This is a genomic window from Candidatus Methylacidiphilales bacterium (assembly GCA_030054035.1).
Lineage (GTDB): Bacteria > Pseudomonadota > Gammaproteobacteria > JASGCS01 > JASGCS01 > JASGCS01.
The window spans coordinates 72,983-91,352 of sequence record JASGCS010000003.1; the positions used below are offsets into that span (position 1 = coordinate 72,983).

General features: G+C 35.6%; 23 protein-coding genes. 8 read left to right on the top strand and 15 right to left on the bottom strand.

Annotation, left to right across the window (positions count from 1 at the left end; translation table 11 throughout):
* The first annotated feature begins 2 nt into the window (after positions 1-2).
* Positions 3-770 (top strand): acetylglutamate kinase, encoded by a 768-nt coding sequence (gene argB / locus QM538_03455; GenBank protein ID MDI9347537.1) that lies wholly within the window; start codon positions 3-5, stop codon positions 768-770.
* Here argB and QM538_03460 read toward each other — a convergent pair.
* Together QM538_03460 and pyrE are read right to left on the bottom strand one after the other, a co-directional pair.
* The gene (locus QM538_03460; protein MDI9347538.1) at positions 757-1,365 is read right to left on the bottom strand and encodes a DUF4124 domain-containing protein; all 609 of its coding nucleotides are present in this window, start codon (positions 1,363-1,365) and stop codon (positions 757-759) included. The genes argB and QM538_03460 overlap by 14 nt on opposite strands.
* Positions 1,366-1,385: 20 nt before the next feature.
* Positions 1,386-2,000 (bottom strand): orotate phosphoribosyltransferase, encoded by a 615-nt coding sequence (pyrE, locus tag QM538_03465; GenBank protein ID MDI9347539.1) that lies wholly within the window; start codon positions 1,998-2,000, stop codon positions 1,386-1,388.
* A gap of 24 nt (positions 2,001-2,024) precedes the next feature.
* Between pyrE and QM538_03470 the strand changes: the two genes are divergently transcribed.
* Positions 2,025-3,275: an MFS transporter gene (locus QM538_03470; protein ID MDI9347540.1), complete on the top strand. Its 1,251-nt coding sequence runs from the start codon at positions 2,025-2,027 to the stop codon at positions 3,273-3,275.
* On the opposite strand, the gene QM538_03475 is transcribed toward QM538_03470, so the two are convergent.
* From QM538_03475 to QM538_03485, 3 genes are read right to left on the bottom strand one after another with little or no spacing between them, the layout of a single operon-like run.
* Positions 3,250-3,441 (bottom strand): hypothetical protein, encoded by a 192-nt coding sequence (locus QM538_03475; GenBank protein ID MDI9347541.1) that lies wholly within the window; start codon positions 3,439-3,441, stop codon positions 3,250-3,252. The genes QM538_03470 and QM538_03475 overlap by 26 nt on opposite strands.
* A gap of 34 nt (positions 3,442-3,475) precedes the next feature.
* Entirely contained in the window at positions 3,476-4,282 is an 807-nt protein-coding gene (gene cysQ, locus QM538_03480) for a 3'(2'),5'-bisphosphate nucleotidase CysQ (protein MDI9347542.1), read from the bottom strand.
* Positions 4,283-4,298: 16 nt separating this feature from the next.
* Positions 4,299-4,610, bottom strand: a complete 312-nt coding sequence (locus QM538_03485; GenBank protein ID MDI9347543.1) for an HU family DNA-binding protein — start codon at positions 4,608-4,610, stop codon at positions 4,299-4,301.
* 82 nt (positions 4,611-4,692) lie between these two features.
* Here QM538_03485 and QM538_03490 point away from each other — a divergent pair, with 82 nt between their 5' ends.
* Positions 4,693-5,886: a diguanylate cyclase gene (locus tag QM538_03490; GenBank protein MDI9347544.1), complete on the top strand. Its 1,194-nt coding sequence runs from the start codon at positions 4,693-4,695 to the stop codon at positions 5,884-5,886.
* Here QM538_03490 and metW read toward each other — a convergent pair.
* Genes metW through QM538_03510 form a run of 4 tightly spaced genes read right to left on the bottom strand, consistent with a single transcriptional unit; the run spans position 5,847 to position 9,107 of the window.
* Complete coding sequence (gene metW, locus QM538_03495) at positions 5,847-6,473, bottom strand: methionine biosynthesis protein MetW (protein ID MDI9347545.1); 627 nt, start codon at positions 6,471-6,473, stop codon at positions 5,847-5,849. The two genes, QM538_03490 and metW, sit on opposite strands and share 40 nt — an antisense overlap.
* Entirely contained in the window at positions 6,466-7,608 is a 1,143-nt protein-coding gene (locus tag QM538_03500) for a homoserine O-acetyltransferase (protein MDI9347546.1), read from the bottom strand. The genes metW and QM538_03500 overlap by 8 nt, the downstream gene beginning before the upstream one ends.
* The gene (gene proC / locus QM538_03505) at positions 7,605-8,420 is read right to left on the bottom strand and encodes a pyrroline-5-carboxylate reductase (GenBank protein MDI9347547.1); all 816 of its coding nucleotides are present in this window, start codon (positions 8,418-8,420) and stop codon (positions 7,605-7,607) included. Before proC ends, QM538_03500 begins: the two co-directional genes overlap by 4 nt.
* Before the next feature lie 9 nt (positions 8,421-8,429).
* Entirely contained in the window at positions 8,430-9,107 is a 678-nt protein-coding gene (locus tag QM538_03510; GenBank protein MDI9347548.1) for a YggS family pyridoxal phosphate-dependent enzyme, read from the bottom strand.
* A gap of 51 nt (positions 9,108-9,158) precedes the next feature.
* Here QM538_03510 and QM538_03515 point away from each other — a divergent pair, with 51 nt between their 5' ends.
* Positions 9,159-10,196 (top strand): type IV pilus twitching motility protein PilT, encoded by a 1,038-nt coding sequence (locus tag QM538_03515; protein ID MDI9347549.1) that lies wholly within the window; start codon positions 9,159-9,161, stop codon positions 10,194-10,196.
* Between the two features lie 9 nt (positions 10,197-10,205).
* The gene (locus QM538_03520; GenBank protein ID MDI9347550.1) at positions 10,206-11,399 is read left to right on the top strand and encodes a PilT/PilU family type 4a pilus ATPase; all 1,194 of its coding nucleotides are present in this window, start codon (positions 10,206-10,208) and stop codon (positions 11,397-11,399) included.
* Here QM538_03520 and QM538_03525 read toward each other — a convergent pair.
* Genes QM538_03525 through QM538_03550 form a run of 6 tightly spaced genes read right to left on the bottom strand, consistent with a single transcriptional unit; the run spans position 11,373 to position 16,993 of the window.
* Positions 11,373-12,632, bottom strand: coding sequence for a hypothetical protein (locus tag QM538_03525; protein ID MDI9347551.1), 1,260 nt, complete (start codon positions 12,630-12,632; stop codon positions 11,373-11,375). The two genes, QM538_03520 and QM538_03525, sit on opposite strands and share 27 nt — an antisense overlap.
* Positions 12,625-13,587, bottom strand: a complete 963-nt coding sequence (locus QM538_03530; GenBank protein ID MDI9347552.1) for an aspartate carbamoyltransferase catalytic subunit — start codon at positions 13,585-13,587, stop codon at positions 12,625-12,627. The genes QM538_03525 and QM538_03530 overlap by 8 nt, the downstream gene beginning before the upstream one ends.
* On the bottom strand, positions 13,563-13,988 hold the full coding sequence (ruvX, locus tag QM538_03535) for a Holliday junction resolvase RuvX (protein ID MDI9347553.1): 426 nt from the start codon (positions 13,986-13,988) through the stop codon (positions 13,563-13,565). Before ruvX ends, QM538_03530 begins: the two co-directional genes overlap by 25 nt.
* Complete coding sequence (locus QM538_03540; GenBank protein ID MDI9347554.1) at positions 13,985-14,851, bottom strand: energy transducer TonB; 867 nt, start codon at positions 14,849-14,851, stop codon at positions 13,985-13,987. The genes ruvX and QM538_03540 overlap by 4 nt, the downstream gene beginning before the upstream one ends.
* Positions 14,829-15,773, bottom strand: coding sequence for a glutathione synthase (gene gshB / locus QM538_03545; protein MDI9347555.1), 945 nt, complete (start codon positions 15,771-15,773; stop codon positions 14,829-14,831). The genes QM538_03540 and gshB overlap by 23 nt, the downstream gene beginning before the upstream one ends.
* A 5-nt stretch (positions 15,774-15,778) precedes the next feature.
* Positions 15,779-16,993 carry a glutamate--cysteine ligase gene (locus tag QM538_03550; GenBank protein ID MDI9347556.1) on the bottom strand — a complete coding sequence of 405 codons (1,215 nt, stop codon included), beginning with the start codon at positions 16,991-16,993 and terminating at the stop codon, positions 15,779-15,781.
* Positions 16,994-17,063: 70 nt separating this feature from the next.
* On the opposite strand from QM538_03550, the gene QM538_03555 reads away from it, so the two are divergent.
* The 3 genes from QM538_03555 to QM538_03565 are packed head-to-tail and all read left to right on the top strand — an operon-like array spanning position 17,064 to position 18,365.
* The gene (locus QM538_03555; protein MDI9347557.1) at positions 17,064-17,432 is read left to right on the top strand and encodes a response regulator; all 369 of its coding nucleotides are present in this window, start codon (positions 17,064-17,066) and stop codon (positions 17,430-17,432) included.
* Positions 17,433-17,439: 7 nt separating this feature from the next.
* Positions 17,440-17,811 carry a response regulator gene (locus tag QM538_03560; GenBank protein MDI9347558.1) on the top strand — a complete coding sequence of 124 codons (372 nt, stop codon included), beginning with the start codon at positions 17,440-17,442 and terminating at the stop codon, positions 17,809-17,811.
* Between the two features lie 17 nt (positions 17,812-17,828).
* On the top strand, positions 17,829-18,365 hold the full coding sequence (locus QM538_03565) for a chemotaxis protein CheW (GenBank protein ID MDI9347559.1): 537 nt from the start codon (positions 17,829-17,831) through the stop codon (positions 18,363-18,365).
* Positions 18,366-18,370: the final 5 nt, after the last annotated feature.

Consider the following 18,370-nt stretch of genomic DNA (forward strand, 5'->3'; position numbering starts at 1 on the left):
TCATGAGCAAGATAGAGGTGGTGAAAATTGGAGGTAATGCTATTAATGAAGACTCTTACGAAGAAGTCATTGGAGCTTTAGCACATTACAGTGAAAATCGTTCACTGGTGATTGTACATGGAGCAGGTCCCACTATCCAAAGTAAATTTATTGCTGCAGGCTTTAAAAATACTTTTATAGATGGATTGCGGTACACACCTAAAGGCTCAGAATCAATCATTGTTGAGGCTCTTTTACAGCAAAATCATGCATTGGTGATGTCTTTGAATAAATGGTTTGTCCGGCATGGAAAACCACCTAGAGCGGTAGGAGTAAATGCCGCAGATTCATTTTGTATTAAAGCAGAAATTATAGATCAAAATCGTTATGGTATGGTTGGGACGGTAACATATATTGATAACAAATTAATTAGGCAATTAACTACTTCACAATTACTTCCGGTTATTGCACCATATGGCATAGATAGTGTATCTGATATAGTTAACATTAATGCAGATTCTTGCGCGGGAGCGATGGCAAAATCGTTACTCGCGAGCAAATTTTATTTAATTACCAATGTTGTAGGAGTGAAAGATGGGAATGGGAATATTTTAGATTCATTGACCGTACAAGACGCGCTTTCTCTCATTGAGAGTGGAGTGATACATAGTGGCATGGTACCTAAAATTAATTGTGCAATTGACGCGCTTGACTCTAATTCAGAGGAGAAAAGAATTGTAAAAATATGCGATTCAATAACCGCTAAAGGTACTGATATTATTGCTTCTTGAGCTGTTTAAATCTAATCAAATCTTCTTCAAACCTTTTTTCAATGTTTTTATACTCAAGTTTCATTGAGTCAATTTTTTCAGTTCTATATTTAATATCTTTTTTTATAGTATTGTAATCATTGGTGAGTTCAAGAGGTATTGGTTTGTTTTTAGAATTGTAGTCAGCGATTTGAGCTTCATATTTTTCAATTACCAGCTTATTTGAATCAATATTTTTTTCTAAAATAGAAATTGATTGATTGATGATATTGAGTTGGTTTGTTTTTCTTTCGGTGATGTCATGTTCAGTTGTGTATAAACTTAGTATTTGCTGGTCCCTTCTTTTTTGTATATTAGCAGTTCGTTGTTGGTCAACTTGTTTGAGTTTATTTTGATTGTCGAGCTCAAGTTCTCGAGCTGATTTAACTCTCTCAATCTTATCTATAACCTTTCCATCTTGGTTGATGATGTCGTAACCACCTACTGCCACTGAGCTCGGAATTGTGTCGCTGATATGCACTTTGCCTTCTTTATCTGTCCATTTGTAAAGATTTCCGGATTTTGCTACACATGCAAAGAGTAAGAAAAAAATAAATACGAGATTGTAGCTTTTCACAACTATATTTTAACAGTTTTTTATCTACGATACAATGCTAAATGAGCTTCTAGTGTTTTTGCCTGCTCTAAATACGATAAATTAGAGCTATTCTGTAGAGTTTTTAACAGTTGATTGGCATCTGTAATGGAGTAGATAGGAATTGAGTGTGTTTCACTGATTTCTAATCGTTCCATTCGGTCAAAAGCGATAATTATTCCAACTATATTTATTTCAGATTTTTTAATAAGTGTTTGAATATGCTCTTGCAAAGTAGTGCCTGCAGTAACAACATCGTCAATAATTAATAAATTTCCCGCTAATGGTGCCCCAACAAATTTACCACCTTCACCATGATTCTTAATTTCTTTTCGATCGTAGCAAAAAGAATAGTTTTTTGAATACCGTTCCGCGAAGTGTAATGCTAATCCGCTCGCTAGTGAAATACCTTTATAAGCAGGCCCAAAGAATATATCAAATGACAAATTCTCTCTCAGAATAAGCTTTGCGTATTCATCAATAAGTCTTGATAAAGTCTTACCTTGATAAAATGCACCACTATTAAAAAAATATGGGCTAGTTCTGCCAGACTTAAGGGTAAATGTTCCAAATTTAATTATATCTTGGGAGAGGCAGTATGATATAAAATTATCCATTTCGGTTATATTATAAATCTAAATATGCTCAATCAAAAATTATCTTACCGTCTTCATATGAGCTTTCTCGGATTTTCATGTGGTTTACCTTATGGGTTAGTCTTTTCCACTACCGTGATTTGGTTGAAAGAGTTAGGTGTATCGATGACCAACATTGGTCTTATTAGTGGGATTACTTTGATTTATGCAATTAAATTTACTTATTCTCCTCTATGTGATTGGTCGCCAGTTAAAACTAGCCATACTCAATTAAGAAAATATTGGATAATATTTTGTCAGGTCTTGATTGGCTTGCTGCTACATAGTATTTCTGTTAACTCAATTGGCGAAACATTTTCTATTGTAAATATTGTAGTGTTACTATTACTGCTAGGTTTTGTGTCTACTCTGCAGGATATGTCAGTTGATGCCTGGAGAATTGAATGCCCTGAATATTGTGATCAAGGCGTCATGATTACCTTATACCAAGTTGGGTATCGCTTTGGTCTGTTACTTTCATCTTCTGTTTCACTTATTTTGGTGTCTTGGTACTCATGGGATGTGTTATTTGATCTTATCGGAATTATTATTTTGTTCCTTGCATTGATTGCTTTGTATTTGCCGTATGAAAAGAATGCACAAGTCATATACAGGACTATGCAACCCATTAATGCCTGTAAGCAATTATATTTAAATCTAATTCAAATTGCAGAACGTAAGTGGAGAGTTGTCATATTTATCATACTTTTGATTATGTTTTATAGAATTTCTGATTTATTAATTGCTGTAATGGCAAGACCTTTTTTTATGGATCTTGGGTATAGCAAAATTCAAATTGGCAGTGCAAGTGCAGTGGCGTTATATATTATTTTAATTGGAAATGGAATAGGGGCGTTGATTATCAAATACTGTGGTTTATATACCAGTATGTGGATAGGTGGTTTATTAGCTGCATTAAGTAATGCTGTGTATCTAATGCTCTACGTAACACCGGTAAATAGCTACGTGTTATTTTTTGCAATGTCAATAGAAAACTTTTGCACTGGAATCGCAAGCACTTCTTTGATTGCATTCATGTCTTTATTAGTTCAGAAGGAATCAACCGCAACTCATTATGCCGTTGTCAGCTCATTTTCAGTATTGATTGGTAAGATTATCGCTACCCAAACTGGGTGGGTTGTTGAACTGTACGGCTATAAAACTCTATTTATTGGCTCAATGGTCTCAATTGTACCAGTACTGTTGTTCTTAAAAAAGATAAAGCAAATTACTATTCTTCGTCTTCCAAAAAACTAATAGATTTTTTTAATTGTTGATTTAGTTTAATATCGTCAATTTTTGACATCAGACTAGTGTTATGATCTGGCGAGTATTTTGAAGCTTTTGATGTAGTGTCTGTAGTCGTGTCATCACTTTGCTCTATAAAGTCATCAAAGGGATTGAAATTATTTGAATTGTTCATTTTTTTTATATATCCTCTGTTACAGTATACATTACTATAAATACTTTTTCCAATTCCAGTTTAAATCACCAACAGCGATAAATGGTGGGTTTATAAAATCTTCCTTCTGATTATAGGTAAGTATAGCGCCACTTTGAGAGAAAATTTCCCCACCTGACGCGCTTAGAATGCAGTGAGATGCCGCCGTGTCCCATTCACAGGTCGTGCCAAATCTAACATACAGATCAGCAGCCCCTTCAGCTATTAAACAAGGTTTAAGAGAGCTACCCATACCTTTAAATGTGTAGTTAGGAAGTTTTGACAGATACATCTCCGTCTCCTGATCTCTCCAGCTCTTACTCCCAACTACAGTGAATGATTCAAAATTAATTTCTTTGGAACTGATTTTAATTTTATTGTTCACAACTTGTTTAAACGCGTTTGAATATTTCGTTGCGTAGTAAAGAGTATTAATTGCAGGGGCATATACCACCCCTAATACTGGTACTCCAAATTCAATCAGAGCAATATTAACCGTATAATCATCAGACCCTTTTATAAATTCTCTTGTACCGTCTAACGGATCTACTAGCCAAACATGATCCCAATTCTTCCTCTCATCCCAGCTTGGGAAATAGGGATACTCTTCAGAAATTATTGGAAAATGTCTAATAGAATCGCTATGCAATTCTTTTCTGATAAATTTATCTGCTTCAATGTCGCTAGTAGTTACTGGGGTGTTATTAACTTTTGTTTGAATATCTAAATTACCGCTTTTTTTAAGTGATAAGATTAATTCACCTGCGGTTACAGCAATGCGTGTGACCTCAACAAGGTACTCTAGTAAGACCTTCGAGGAGATTGGCTGTTTTAGGTTACTATAAATTTTTAAGAGCTTTTAAAACTGAAGCCTTAACAATTTTTTTTGCAGGTCTTGCCTTGAAGATAGTTTCCTGTTTTGTAAAGGGGTTGATTCCTTTGCGTTCTGGAACGGCTGGTTTTTCAACAGTTTTAAGTTTTAAGATTCCTGGAATCACAAATTGCCGAACAGCTGAGTCGTTCAGTTGCTCAATCATTAAATTTTTTAATGATTCGATGATTTTTTTTACTTCTGAACTGGATAGTTCGGTTCGAGTAGCGATTTCTTTCACTACTTCACTTGTACTCATAGGCTTGGCTTTAATATTCATTTTGCTCCCATTTAATTAATGTTTCTCTTTGAATTGGTTTCCATTTTACCATTAATATCGTTTAATATGTAACATTATTAGTATGTATTTATTTAGGATAATAGACACCTCAGATTGTAATCTTGAGATTAGTGATCGGGTGAGATTACGAAGGTTGTTTTACCTTTTTAAAGGGCAAGGCAATGCGTTAGTATTTCAAGGTCTATTGAGTAGCGTTTTTTTATTCGGTCTCATTATTAAGGATTTATTTTTATTTGGCATATTGTGGGTGGCCAGTATTTCTGTGGTGAGTTTTTATATGTATCGATTAACGAGAGCGTTTTTTTCTCGTTTTGGGAGAACGGCTATCTATGAAATAGAGCAGCGTTTTTTATTTCTATTGGTAAGTATTTCTTTTCTCTGGGGAATGTCGTTCTTATGGTTTATAACTATTTCTCCTTCCTCGTCAGTAACATTTATATTTATTCAATTATTTGTTGTTTCAATGAATTTAGGATTTTATTTATATAGTTTTAGAAGTTTTATTATAAGTTCAACACTGGTGATTGCGCCTTCAATTATATATCTATATATGAATCATCATTTGTTTAATAATTTGGAATTTATTTTGGTTATTTATTTAGTTTCTTTTTTCCTTTATTCTCGATTTATTATTAGTAATGTTAATTTAGGAGTCAGGTTGCAGACTTTGAATGAAAACCTAAACCGACAATTACTGGTAGCAAATAAACAATTAATTGAAGAATCATCAACTGATTACCTGACCGGAATCGCGAATCGAAGAACATTAGAAAATCATCTAGAGCGAGAATACTCAAGAGCCCTCAGACAAGGATATTCCATTGCAGTAATGATTATAGATGTGGATTGGTTTAAAAAATACAATGATTTTTATGGGCATCTCAATGGGGATGACGCATTACGCTCTATCGCGTATGCCTTCACTCAAGTACTCTGTAGACCGGGAGATCTAGTCGCTCGATTTGGAGGTGAGGAGTTTGCAACAGTACTTTCAAGTACCAATCAAGAAACAGCATTGTTGTTAGCAAATAGACTTAAACAAGCAATTACAGATCTTAATATCCCACATGCCCAATCTGAATTTGGTACTTTATCAATAAGCGTTGGCGTGTATGCTAAAATCCCTGAAAAAAATGAAAATCCTCACCAGTATTTATCGCTTGCAGATATTGCGTTATATAAAGCTAAAAGTTCAGGTAGAAATATAGCAGTTAGTTACGATGTGAGAATGGGGCAACAAAAATCCCCTTCATAATCTTGATTTCCATCTAAAAGATAAATTACTGATTCGCAAAATAAATTAGGATGTACCTGTTTTAGTAATGGAATGCCCTGTATGTATTTTTTTGCCCGAATGGTTACTTTTAAATCTTGACAAAGATTTTCAAAATCGGTAATGGTGCATAAATGAATGTTTTTTGATTCATACCATTGTTCTGGTAAAGTGTTTGACATGGGCATTTTCCCATTTATAGCCAGATACCATCTACAATGCCAATAGGCCATATTTGGAAACGAAATGATAGCTTGTTTACCTATCCTTAATATTTCTTGCATAGTAAAATCTGGTCTCTTGAGTGTTTGAATTGAATTTGATAAAATCACATAATCAATAGATTGATTTGAGACTGTTTTTACCCAATACTCAATATCCTGTTGAAGTACCGGAACCTTTCGCTCCAAACAACAGCGTATCATTTTAAGATCCTTTTCAACCCCATACCCATGTACCTGTTTTTTGATTTGGAGTAAATGAAAAAGCTCGCCATCCCCACAACCTAAATCTACTACATGGCTTTGAGAGGAAATCCAATTTTCAATGATTGCAAAATCTTTACGCATAGCGCGAGGGGGTGAGATAGGTTTTTAATAATTCTAAAAATGGTTGATTGTCAACTAAAAAATCGTCATGCCCTATTGTAGAAGGAATAGAGGCATAACTTACTGATTTTTTATTCTGCACTAGTGCTTGGACAATTTTTTCTGAATGTGCTGGTGGAAATCTCCAATCACTGGTGAAAGAGCATATAAAAAAATTAGAAAGTACATGTGCGAGCGCCTTGGCCAGACTTCCTGCAAATTTTGTTGATGGATCATAATAATCCAGTGCTTTAGAATTGCGAAGATAGGTGTGAGCATCAAAGTCTTTTACAAATTTATTTCCTTGGTAATGCAAATATCGTTCAATTTCAAATTGATTTTTATTTATATTGTAATGCGATTCGTTGTCAATTAATTCTCGACCAAATTTGTCTGCTAGACTTTCACTGGAAATATACGTTAGATGTCCTAACATTCTCGCTATTGCAAGGCCCTTATCGGGAATAGTCCCATTTTGGAGGTACAGACCATTATGGAAGTTGGGGTCCCAACGAATTGCACTACGGGCGACTTCATTAAAAGCAATATTTTGCGTAGAGAGTTCAGCGCTACTCGCTATTAATACGCAATGATGCAAAAGATCAGGATAACTGATTGACCATTGTAGTGCCTGCATACCCCCTAAACTACCTCCAATAACTGCAAACCATTTAGAAATCCCCAATGATATCATGAGTTTTTTTTGCATATTGACCCAATCAAGCACCGTTACAAATGGAAATTCCTCCCCGTATTCTTGCCCAGTTTTTTTATTTATTGTTCTAGGGCCAGTGGTGCCGTGACACCCACCTAGGTTATTAGCACAAACAACATAGTATTGATTGGTATCAATTGATTTATTGGGCCCAATCGCTACTTCCCACCATCCAAAATCAGGTTTGGGATGTATGGTATGGTATCCTGCAGCGTGATGGTTGCCAGACAGAGCATGGCAAATATAAATTGCATTGCTTTTATCTTCATTTAAAGTGCCATATGTTTCAAATCTAATTTGAATGTCTTCCAATACGCTACCGCATTCAAGCGTGAAAGAATCGTTTAAAGCAATTGTCTGTTCTTTAACCAAGCCAATCGAGTCTTCTATGGAAAATTTCATAAGTTTGAAGACCTCTCAGAAAGTTTTTGCGAGCGTCGGTAAGCAGTGTTAAGTGCTTGCCTAAAATGTAATGAAATATCATGATGATCAAGATAGTTAATTGCTGATTCTGTAGTGCCTCTTTTTGAAATAACCTGTGATAGTAGATTATCGAGTGTGGAATTATTGTCGTTCGCTAGAACTAGTGCTCCTTGTATAGTTTCAGCAATCAAATCTCTTGCAAGCTTTGATGATAGCCCTAACGCCTCAGCTTCTTCTTGCCAAGCTTTCATGAAATAAAAAAGATAGGCAGGACCGCTACCAGATATAGCTGTTACTGCATGGAGTAACTCTTCTTGCTCAATCCACCATAATTTTCCAATTTGATTAAAGATTGATTGGGCAAATTTCTTATTTTCATCTGTTAAAGATTGACCAAATAAAACAGTCGCACTTTTACCGATTTTCGCCGGTGTGTTAGGCATAGCTCGGATAATAGGACCTTGGTGTTTGGAAAATAATTTTAACTGGGAAACGGTAATTCCAGCTACAATTGAAACGAGTAAGCATTGAGGAGTTAGTACATGGCTGCTTTGGGAGCAGGCTGATTCAATATCTTGTGGTTTTATTGCTAATATCACAGCCTGTAAGTTGTTAATTTCACTTGGAAGTGTAGGATATATCTGTACATTATATTTTTGCTTAACTAATGCAAGGACTTGCTCGCAACAATCATAAACCGCGATGCGCCCTGGGTACTGTATCATTTGCAACATTGCCTGAGTCATAGTGCCTCCGCCGATAAATAATAGTTCAGTCTTTAATTTATTCATAACAGTATTTTACCGCTTGCCCAGCAATGCTGTACCAATTCTCACATGAGTCGCACCATGTTTTATAGCAAGAGTATAATCATCACTCATTCCCATAGATAACATTGGTGCTTTCGGAAGACTATTATAATAGTTTGACACTTGTGCAAAATATTTTTCTTGATCTAAGGCAGAGAGATGTAAAGGGAGTGTGGTCATGATTCCACTGTACTGTATATTTGGGAAATTACCCATGTAAGTTACTAATTCTTGTAATGTAGCATGAGAGCCTACTATTCCATTTCTATTTGAATCAGACTGAAGTTTGACCTGAATGCAACAATTGATCGTTTTATTAAACTTTTCACATGCTTTTTGAATCAAGGGGAGATGTGCCCTATCAAAAAATGATAAAATTACTGCAGCTGATTTGACGATCATATTTATTTTATTTTTCTGAATCACTCCTTGGTAGTACCATACCGCGTTTTCAAGCAAATGATTATTATCAATTAATTCCTTTCTTTTTAAGGCAAGTTCTTGGGCGTAATTTTCTCCAAAATCATTGATGCCAAGAGAATATAAAATTGGCAAAACATCCCACGGATGTTTTTTTGTAACTGCTATTATTGTAACAGCATGAGACCTACTATTTTCTCTAATTGAGGCCACCCTATGTTTTATGGTTTCATAACTATAGTCGTTCATTTGATATACAATATACCGTAACAACACCTTAGAATATAGGGAGATCGAATTATGGATATAACCGCATTACTGAAATTTTCAGTTGAAAACAAAGCATCAGATCTGCATATATCTGCTGGCCAACCACCTATTCTTAGAGTCGATGGAGATGTGCGAAGAATTAATGTCCCAGCATTAACTAATGAAGATTGCAACAAACTTCTCTACGATATAATGAATGATAAGCAGAGAAAAAATTATGAAGAGTTTCTTGAGACTGATTTCTCTTTTGAGCTTGAAGGTATCTCTAGATTTCGAGTAAATGTTTTTAGACAAAATAGAGGTATGGGCGCGGTGTTGCGTACCATTCCATCTAAAATATTAAGTTTACAAGACTTAAGCACTCCACCGATATTTGCTGAAATTGCCGGTTATGCTCGTGGTATGGTGCTAGTAACTGGGCCAACTGGATCAGGTAAGTCTACTACCTTAGCGGCTATCATAGATCATATTAATAGAAATGAACCTGCACATATACTTACTGTGGAGGATCCAATTGAGTTTGTCCATGAACCTAAAAAAGCCCTGATTAATCAGCGTGAAGTCCATCGCGATACCCTTGGCTTTAATGAAGCATTGCGGTCTGCATTGCGAGAAGACCCTGATTGTATATTGGTAGGGGAAATGCGAGACTTGGAAACGATCCGGTTGGCGATGACTGCTGCTGAAACCGGCCATTTAGTTTTTGGAACATTGCACACAACCTCAGCGGCAAAAACTATAGATCGTATTATCGATGTTTTTCCAGCGGCTGAAAAATCGATGGTTCGTTCAATGCTTTCAGAGTCATTGAGAGCGGTTATTTCCCAAACACTTCTAAAAAAAGTTGGTGGAGGAAGAGTTGCGGCACATGAAATTATGTTAGGAACACCTGCAATTAAGAATCTTATCCGAGAAGATAAAGTCGCTCAAATGAACTCCGCCATTCAAACTGGTCAACAATTAGGGATGAGAACTCTAGATCAGAGTTTGCTCGCGCTTATTCAGCGATCTTTAGTTACAAGACAAGAGGCGTTACACTATGCGGTCAACCCATCATCACTAAATTAATTTAATTGTATGAGCCCAAATCAGTCTATTCCCACACAAGTCACTGAATCTCCCCAGCTTAAATTCATTAATTCCATGCTTAGATTTATGAATAAAAATAATGGCACGGATTTGTTTATCTGCGCTGGAACAAAAGCGCAACTTAAAATCAATAACGAATTAAAACCTGTTACTGATGAAGTACTTAAACCTGCACTCATTAAAGAGTTAATCATGGCTATTACCCCTAAAAACATATTTGATAGACTGGAAACTGAATTAGAGGCTAATTTTGCAACCAGTTTACCTGGGATTGCTCGTTTTAGGGTAAATGTATATGTGCAGCGCGGCACTTACGGGATGGTAATTAGACATATCCAAACCGAAATACCAACCATGGAATCACTCAAGCTTCCAGATCATTTAAAAGAATTAGTTATGAGTAAGAGAGGTCTGGTAATAATAGTGGGTGGAACTGGTACCGGGAAGTCAACTACTTTGGCCAGTATGATAGATTATCGTAATAAAAATTCCTCAGGCCATATAATTACTATAGAGGATCCAGTTGAGTTTGTGCATCAGCACGCAAAATGTATTGTCAGTCAACGCGAAATTGGAACTGACACTTTAAATTGGAGAAACGCCTTAAAAAATACTCTGCGCCAAGCGCCGGATGTTATATTAATAGGTGAAGTGCGTGATATGGAAACCATGAATCATGCCATTGAATTTTCTCAGACCGGTCACCTTTGTCTGTGTACCTTACATGCCAACAACACCTACCAAGCATTAGAAAGAATTGTTAATTTATTCCCCCATCAACAACATACACAACTATATAGCGATTTGAGTATGAATCTTCGCGGTATTGTTTCGCAACGATTGGTGACTGCTATTGAAGGTGGTAGAAGGGCTGCGCTGGAAACTCTAATTAATACGCCACTCATAGCTGATTTAATTGCTAAAGGAGAAATAGGCAGTATTAGAGAAGTTATGGCAAGAAACCCAGAATCAGGTAACACTATTTTTGATGATTATTTAGTTTCACTTGTTCAAAGTAAAATCATATCTTTGGATGAAGCGCTTAAAAACGCTGAATCAAAAACCGAAATAAAAGTTAAATTACGATCTAGAGGTATAGCTATTACAGATGTTGATGAATCGCAGGATAAAAAATTACATCTGCGAAACACTGAATCAGAAGGAACTAATTCTAAATTCTGAGCCTAAATAATTAATAGCTTCCATTTGCGCAGCTATTTTTACTCCTGAAAGGATATCACATGGGTCAAGTGGACTAATTGTTGTTTCTTTTGAAGGGTCTAGGACAATAAAGTGTGCTTGATTACCTACCTCTATTGAGGTGCTTGGGATTCCAAGGATTTTAGCCGGTCCAGAACTTATCCCCTTAGAAATCGTTGAATATTCTATTTCACCGTTGCGAGCCAAATCATAAAGGGCTAACAGCATCCACGCTGAGCTTGGCGAACCAAACGCACTATCTCCGTAAGGTAGAAATTTTTCATGCTCCTTTCTTGGTTGATGGTAGCTACAAATTGCTTGGATGAGGTTATTTTGAAAACCCTTACGCAAGGCATCGCGATCTTCCAAACTTCTAAGTGGTGGAAGAAGTTTAAATCTTGTATCGTAATTTTTAATTTCTTCTTCAGTAAAAAGTAGATGAAAAATAGAAACAGAAGCGCTCATGGTGCTTATGTCTTGGTACGATTGTAAAAGCTGAATTGATTCCTTAGCGCTGAGTAAATGAACATGTAGAGCAGATTTATAATAACTACTAATGGTGCTAGCAATTTGTAAAGGTATAGTTTCTAAAAATGAAGGATAAGGAGTTAACCCAAGTTCAGTACATAAAATACTATCATGAGCTATCGATTGTGAAACGCACATTGGATCTTGTGGAAAGAAATGTAGCGGTGTTGCAAGTGAAGAATTATATCGGACGGTATGGCTGTAGTTAATTAAATTTAAAATTGGATCAAGCCAAAATGAAAATCCTTTTGCTCCAGCTTCTTGTAATCTTGCCAGATCATTTAAATTCTCCCCAAGATGATTTTTTGTACATGCTGGTAAAATATGCAAAATGGCTTGTTGTTTGAAGTCCATACTATGGATGCTAGAAACTGTATACACATCTTGCCATGGAGCAAATGCTGTGCTCGGTATGCAAACATGTGCGTAGCCTTGAAGCCATAGTTGGGATAGCGTTTCACCAATTTCTTTTTTTGACATATTTGGGGTTATGGCAAAAGATACTAGGTCAATAGCTGCAGGCATGATAACTTTTCCTTCGTAATTGTATTCGTTGTGGTTAACTGGCAGTGAAGAGTCAGGCTGACATTGTGTAATAGTTCCGTTGTTGATTATAAGTTTTTGATTAACAAGCAAGCCTTGGTCGCTAATAACCGAAGCATGTCTTATGGTGCAAAGGCTACTCATTACACAGTATGCTATGAATTATTGACATGCGAATTGCTGTGGCATTAGAGACTTGCTGTAGTATAAATGAGCGCTGATTTTTTAATACACTATCATCAAGCTCGACTCCTCGGTTAACCGGACCTGGATGTAAAACCATTACGGTAGGGCTTAATTTGTTGAGTAGTTCTGAGGTGATGCCAAACGTATTAAAATATTCTAATGTAGATGGAATCGCTCCGTGAGTTATTCTCTCCCGCTGAATTCTAAGATTTATAATCACATCTCTTCCATCTATGGCATTTGCCAAAGCATGTTCAATGGTAAAAGGAAATGAAGGTAGTTTAATTGGCATAAGTGAAGGTGGAGCACACAAGGTTAGAGATTTAACATTAAAACATGTAAAAGCATGGATCAGAGATCTTGCTACTCTTGAATGCAGTATGTCTCCACAAATAGTTATATGTAAATTTGATATAGACCCTTTATTTTGTTCAATAGTAAAGCAATCGATAAGCGCTTGAGATGGATGGGCATGCTCACCATCACCGGCGTTAATAATATGGTAGGGAAAACGGGCATGTTGTACTAAGCTATGTGGCGCACCTGATCTTGGGTGTCGTAAAACAAATAATGAAATTCCCATAGCGTACAAATTCTCGATCGTATCTTGTAAATTTTCACCCTTACTTTTCGATGAATTTAATACTGAAAAATTAACTACATTAATTCCTAAATATAATGCAGCGATTTCAAAAGAAGTTAATGTTCTAGTGCTATGCTCATAAAATAGATTCGCCATTAAAATAGCATCATGCTTCGGCAAAAATGATTTGTTTTTGAATTGTTTGGCAAGTTTAAAAATAGTGTGGAAATGATCTTGATTCCAATCATGTAAATCTAATAAATGGATTAATTTATTTTTTTGATTAAAAGAAGTTATTTGAGACTTCAAGGCTTTTCTGTATCCAACCATCGTTGTAATATTATAGAGGCAGAAAGGGCATCGCGCATATCTCTAGATCCGGCTCTTTTTTTTGATAGCGCTGACAATGTTCTTAATTGCATTACTCTAGTTCGTGATTCATCTGTTGAGCTATCTTCTAATTGGAAAAAAATTGCAAGAGCGTATCGTTGTTGCAAAATGGTAAATAGTGATTGATACTCAAATTGGGTAGCGTTAACACTACCGCATATAATTACTCGAGGTTTCCATTCTTGGACAATATGATCAAGGTTGTCGATGAGTCGTGTATAGCCTGGATTAAATTTAATCGCACGAACTGACCAAGTTACTTTTGTTTGCCATTCTCCCAGTGCAATCCCAATATTTTTTTCCCCTAGATCTAACCCAAGAAGGTGTGAAGAAGTATTCATCGATAATTTTGCAGACCTCTTGTTGTTACATGAGAACCTTGGTAAGAAAAAGTCCTGATGATCTCAACTCTATCTGCAATATTTGATTGTTTTTTATTGAATGATTCAAAGGGAGCTGCTTTTTGAATCGTAGCAATTGAGGCCTGATCTAGAATAGGTTGTCCAGAAGATTTAAGAATTTGTGCCTTGATTAATTTTCCTGACCTGTGTATAATTACCAGTAGTATGACATCTCCCGTAATATTATTTTTGAGTGCCAGTGCTGGGTAATTTTTGTTCCCTATTTTTTCAATTAAGGCAACCCAAGAATGTACATAGCTAGCAAAATGGTGAAATGTTGTTGAGCTAGAAAGCGTTTGCGTTCTTTGCTGATCAGCTTTATTAAGTTTTTCTAATTCGATATTTAATGTAGATAACGCGATAGAAAAATTCATTGATGCCATGGTGCTCGTACTCGAAATATCAGTGGTATGGTTGATAGCTGATTCGGTGCCGTAGTAATAAATTGGCGACTGTTGGTCATTTATTATTGAAAGAGTGGATTTATTTATATTTTTCTGCTCTTGTTGACTATTGATTACATTTGGAACTGTACCTTGGTTATTAATGATTCCTAAAGAAATTGGGGCTGTTTTTTCTTGAGCATAGGGGTCGGTTCCTGAGCCTAAATTATTTAAGTTTGCAAGTGTATCCCAACTTGCATTTTCTATATCGTTAGCGTTTGTGATTTGAATAGAATCATTACTCGTTGAGGTTTTTGATTGTCCGAGTTTTGGAGATACAAAACCTATAGAAATAATAACAAACGCATGGACCGTTGCGGTTAAAAAAATTGCAACACTAAATCGATCTTGTTGCTGCATGTAATTGATCAAGTAATGATTTAAAAAAAAGCATCTGATAATTCTTACTTAATTGTCTGGCGCAGGTAGGTGATGTGTAATTTATTTCCGTTAAGAATCCAGAAATTATGTCTAACCCAGCAAATATAATCCCCTTTTCAATTAAAAATGGGGAAACCGTTCCAACAATTAATTTCTCATGTTCAGTAATGCCATCTTCGTGCCATGTTCCACCAGCGGCCATGTTTGCTCTATGCTCTCCAGCCTTGGGAACTCTAACAATAACTCTATCAAAGGCTTTTCCATTAATTACAAATATTCTTCGATCTCCTTTTGTTACGCCAGCAATGAATTTTTGAATAAGTAATAATGGTTCCTGTGTTAATAGCATCTGAATTAATACCGGACCATTACTATCTTTTGAGTTTACCTTAAACACTCCTTCACCACCCATTTTCCAAAGTGGTTTTATTACAACGGTTCTATGTGTGCTGATAAAATTCATTATTTCTTTGTAATTGGCACTAATTAAGGTTTGAGGAGAGTAGTTTCGAAATGTCAATGCATTAATCTTTTCATTCATGCTTAGCATACCTATTGCAGAATTATAAACTGGTACCCCCATTTGCTCTGCTTGTGCAAGTAATAGTAGCATGCTCGTGTAACTAAGGTCACAAGGCGGGTCTTTTCTCACCAAAATAAAATCAAATGTATTTGCTGGTAATGTAACGCTTGAAGTTGCATGATACCATGCATTTTTTGTTTTTGGTTTTGAAAGTCTAACACTTGAGATAGTTAAACCACTATTGCTGAGCATAAGATCTTTACTTGTAGCATAGTGACAGATCCAGTTTCGTTCTAGAGCATGGTGAATGATACCAATGGTGGTATCTTTTGCGACTTGCAATGTGTTAATTGGATCGGCTATGATTAAAAATCTCACTTGAATTATTCCTGTGCCATGGCAAGCAACGAGAGTTTTGCGATAAGGAGTTTGACATATTCCATAGGATCTTGGTGATACTGATCTAGGTCGTGGATTGGTTCAAAAAAACTACCTGTTTGATTAAGATTTCCATTTTCTGTGCTATTTTCATGAGAGCGTTTAAAACTGCCCACTAATGAACTGCCAATAAAATATAGAACCGTTTCAGAAATTGCATTGGGATTTTTGCGACCTCGTTCAATAGTCGGCACCCCTTCTTGAATAATTACTTTATTGTTTTTACTTTCTTTGGTATATGACAGTTTGGTTCTTTTAGATCTGTTTAGTGAAGTGATTTCATCTGGATTGTCCATGATTAGAATTCCCATACCATAGGTTCCTGCATCTGGTTTAACAACTATATACGGTTTGTTAGGGATCGAGTATAAATCGTAAAAATGGTGGATAGTGTTTATTAGTTCGCCTGAAAAACGCATGATGCAATCCATTCCGCTTTTGGTAAGGTAATTAATTTCTGAACAATTTTTATGTAATGGAAATAACATCCATGAGTCTTTGATGGCAAACTCTTGTGAAAAGCGAGTCATTACTTGATGTGCGATATCACTATGCCTGCTTTTATTTCTTCTAAACCAACCATGTGAAGGATGTGGAGCAATAGGTGTGCGCATCTGTAGTAATTGTGAAGGTGGTGAGATGGTAAAATCTCTGTTAGCAACAATAAAATCAGCTAGTATTCCATCTTGTGACGATAAGTAATGTCCATCACTTTGTTCGACGAATTTAAATTGCTCCAATTGGGGGAAAAGGTTTGAGTCACTAACAACTTCAAGAATACCGATTCTTGTACTGAATCTAGATTTTATAAGCGCTTCATTAATTGCGTTTACATTTGCTTGATAGTGAGTATTTCGATTAAAATTTTCTACTAATAGAAAAACCGTAGATGCATTTTTAGCGTACGTATGTATTTCATCTCTTAGTTTTTCTGCTAGATTAGATTGTGTAGACTCTGATGCTAAATTATTAAATCCTGCTGGATAGAAGTTTGCGTCAACGACTGAGCACTTAAAATCACTCATTCGCACATCAAAAGAGCTATAAAACGGTGCGGGATACTGTAAAAACTGTTGATTTAGCCAGTTTTCAATCTTTGACTTGTCCTCATATAAGTCATCAACTAAAGAGGCAAAATGTGGATTGAGCAATTGGTTCACGGAAGTACATTATATACTGTCACTATATTACTATTCATTTTAGCTATTTTTATGAGAAAATGAAGACATAATGAGCAAGGTACTAGTTGTAGATGATAGTAAGACAATAAGAGCAATTGCAGGCATGTATCTTAAAAAATTTAATGTTGATACCCTGTTTGCAGAAGATGGCTTTGATGCGTTGTCTTTAATAATAAAAGAAAAACCTTCTTTGATCTTTGTAGATATTGTCATGCCAAAGATTGATGGATACCAATTGTGTACCATGATAAAAAGTAATCAAGGATGCAAAGAAATTCCAGTAATAATATTAAGCTCAAGAGATACCGTTTTTGATAAAGCTAAAGGAAAAATATCAGGTTGTGATGGCTACTTGGTTAAACCTTTCACGCAAGATGAAATAATAGAACTTACAAAAAAATATGTGCAATTAAATTAGGAAAAATATGACCCAAAAAAAAATATTACTCATTGATGATTCACAATTAGAAATACAGTATCTCACTGAGATTTTAAATAAAGAAAACTACAGTATTTCTGTCTGCACAGATCCAACCCTTGCGGTGGAAAAAGCCACAGAGATACTTCCAGATCTAATTCTCTTGGATATAATTATGCCTCAGACTGACGGGTATAAAACCATTCGAAAACTTAAAAGCCAGGAGTCAACAAAAAATATTCCTGTAATATTCGTATCAAGTAAAAATCTTGATTTTGATAAATTTTGGGGTAAAAAACAAGGCGCATCTGAATATGTAACTAAGCCAATTAATCAAGATCAGTTACTCAATGCAATAAAAAAAGTTCTGATCACATAAGTCATTAAAAACGCAAGATGTTACCGAGCAATCAAAAAATAAAATCAGGTCTTTTAAGTACCATAGGAGACTCTCAAGTGATTATTTCACTTGAGTATTTTTATGAACTTAGCCAGATAGCTTCTCCGATTGCATTATGTAATACCGTTCCGTGGTTTCTAGGTGTGCAAAGCGTAAGAGGCAGAATTGTTCCAATCACACATCTTTATTCTTATTTAACTCGAAAAGTATCAAGTCAAGAAAATCACAAATCATCATTCGATAATGCCAAAGTATTGATAATTGATTTTGAATCAGAGCTCTTTGGATTTGCTATTGACGGCGTCTTGACCAACATATTTTATAAAAATTCTGAAATAACCGAACTACTTATTTCTTTACCGAATTTCCTTAAACCCTATGTAAAAAATATGATACGAACCAGTAGTGAAAGACCTCTAGCGGCGGAGCAAACTGAAGTAGCTATAGAAAATTGTCCATTATTGGATATGTCATTAGTGATACGTGACCCCGATTTTATCAATATTCAAGCGAAAACATTTATAGGGGCATAAAAAAT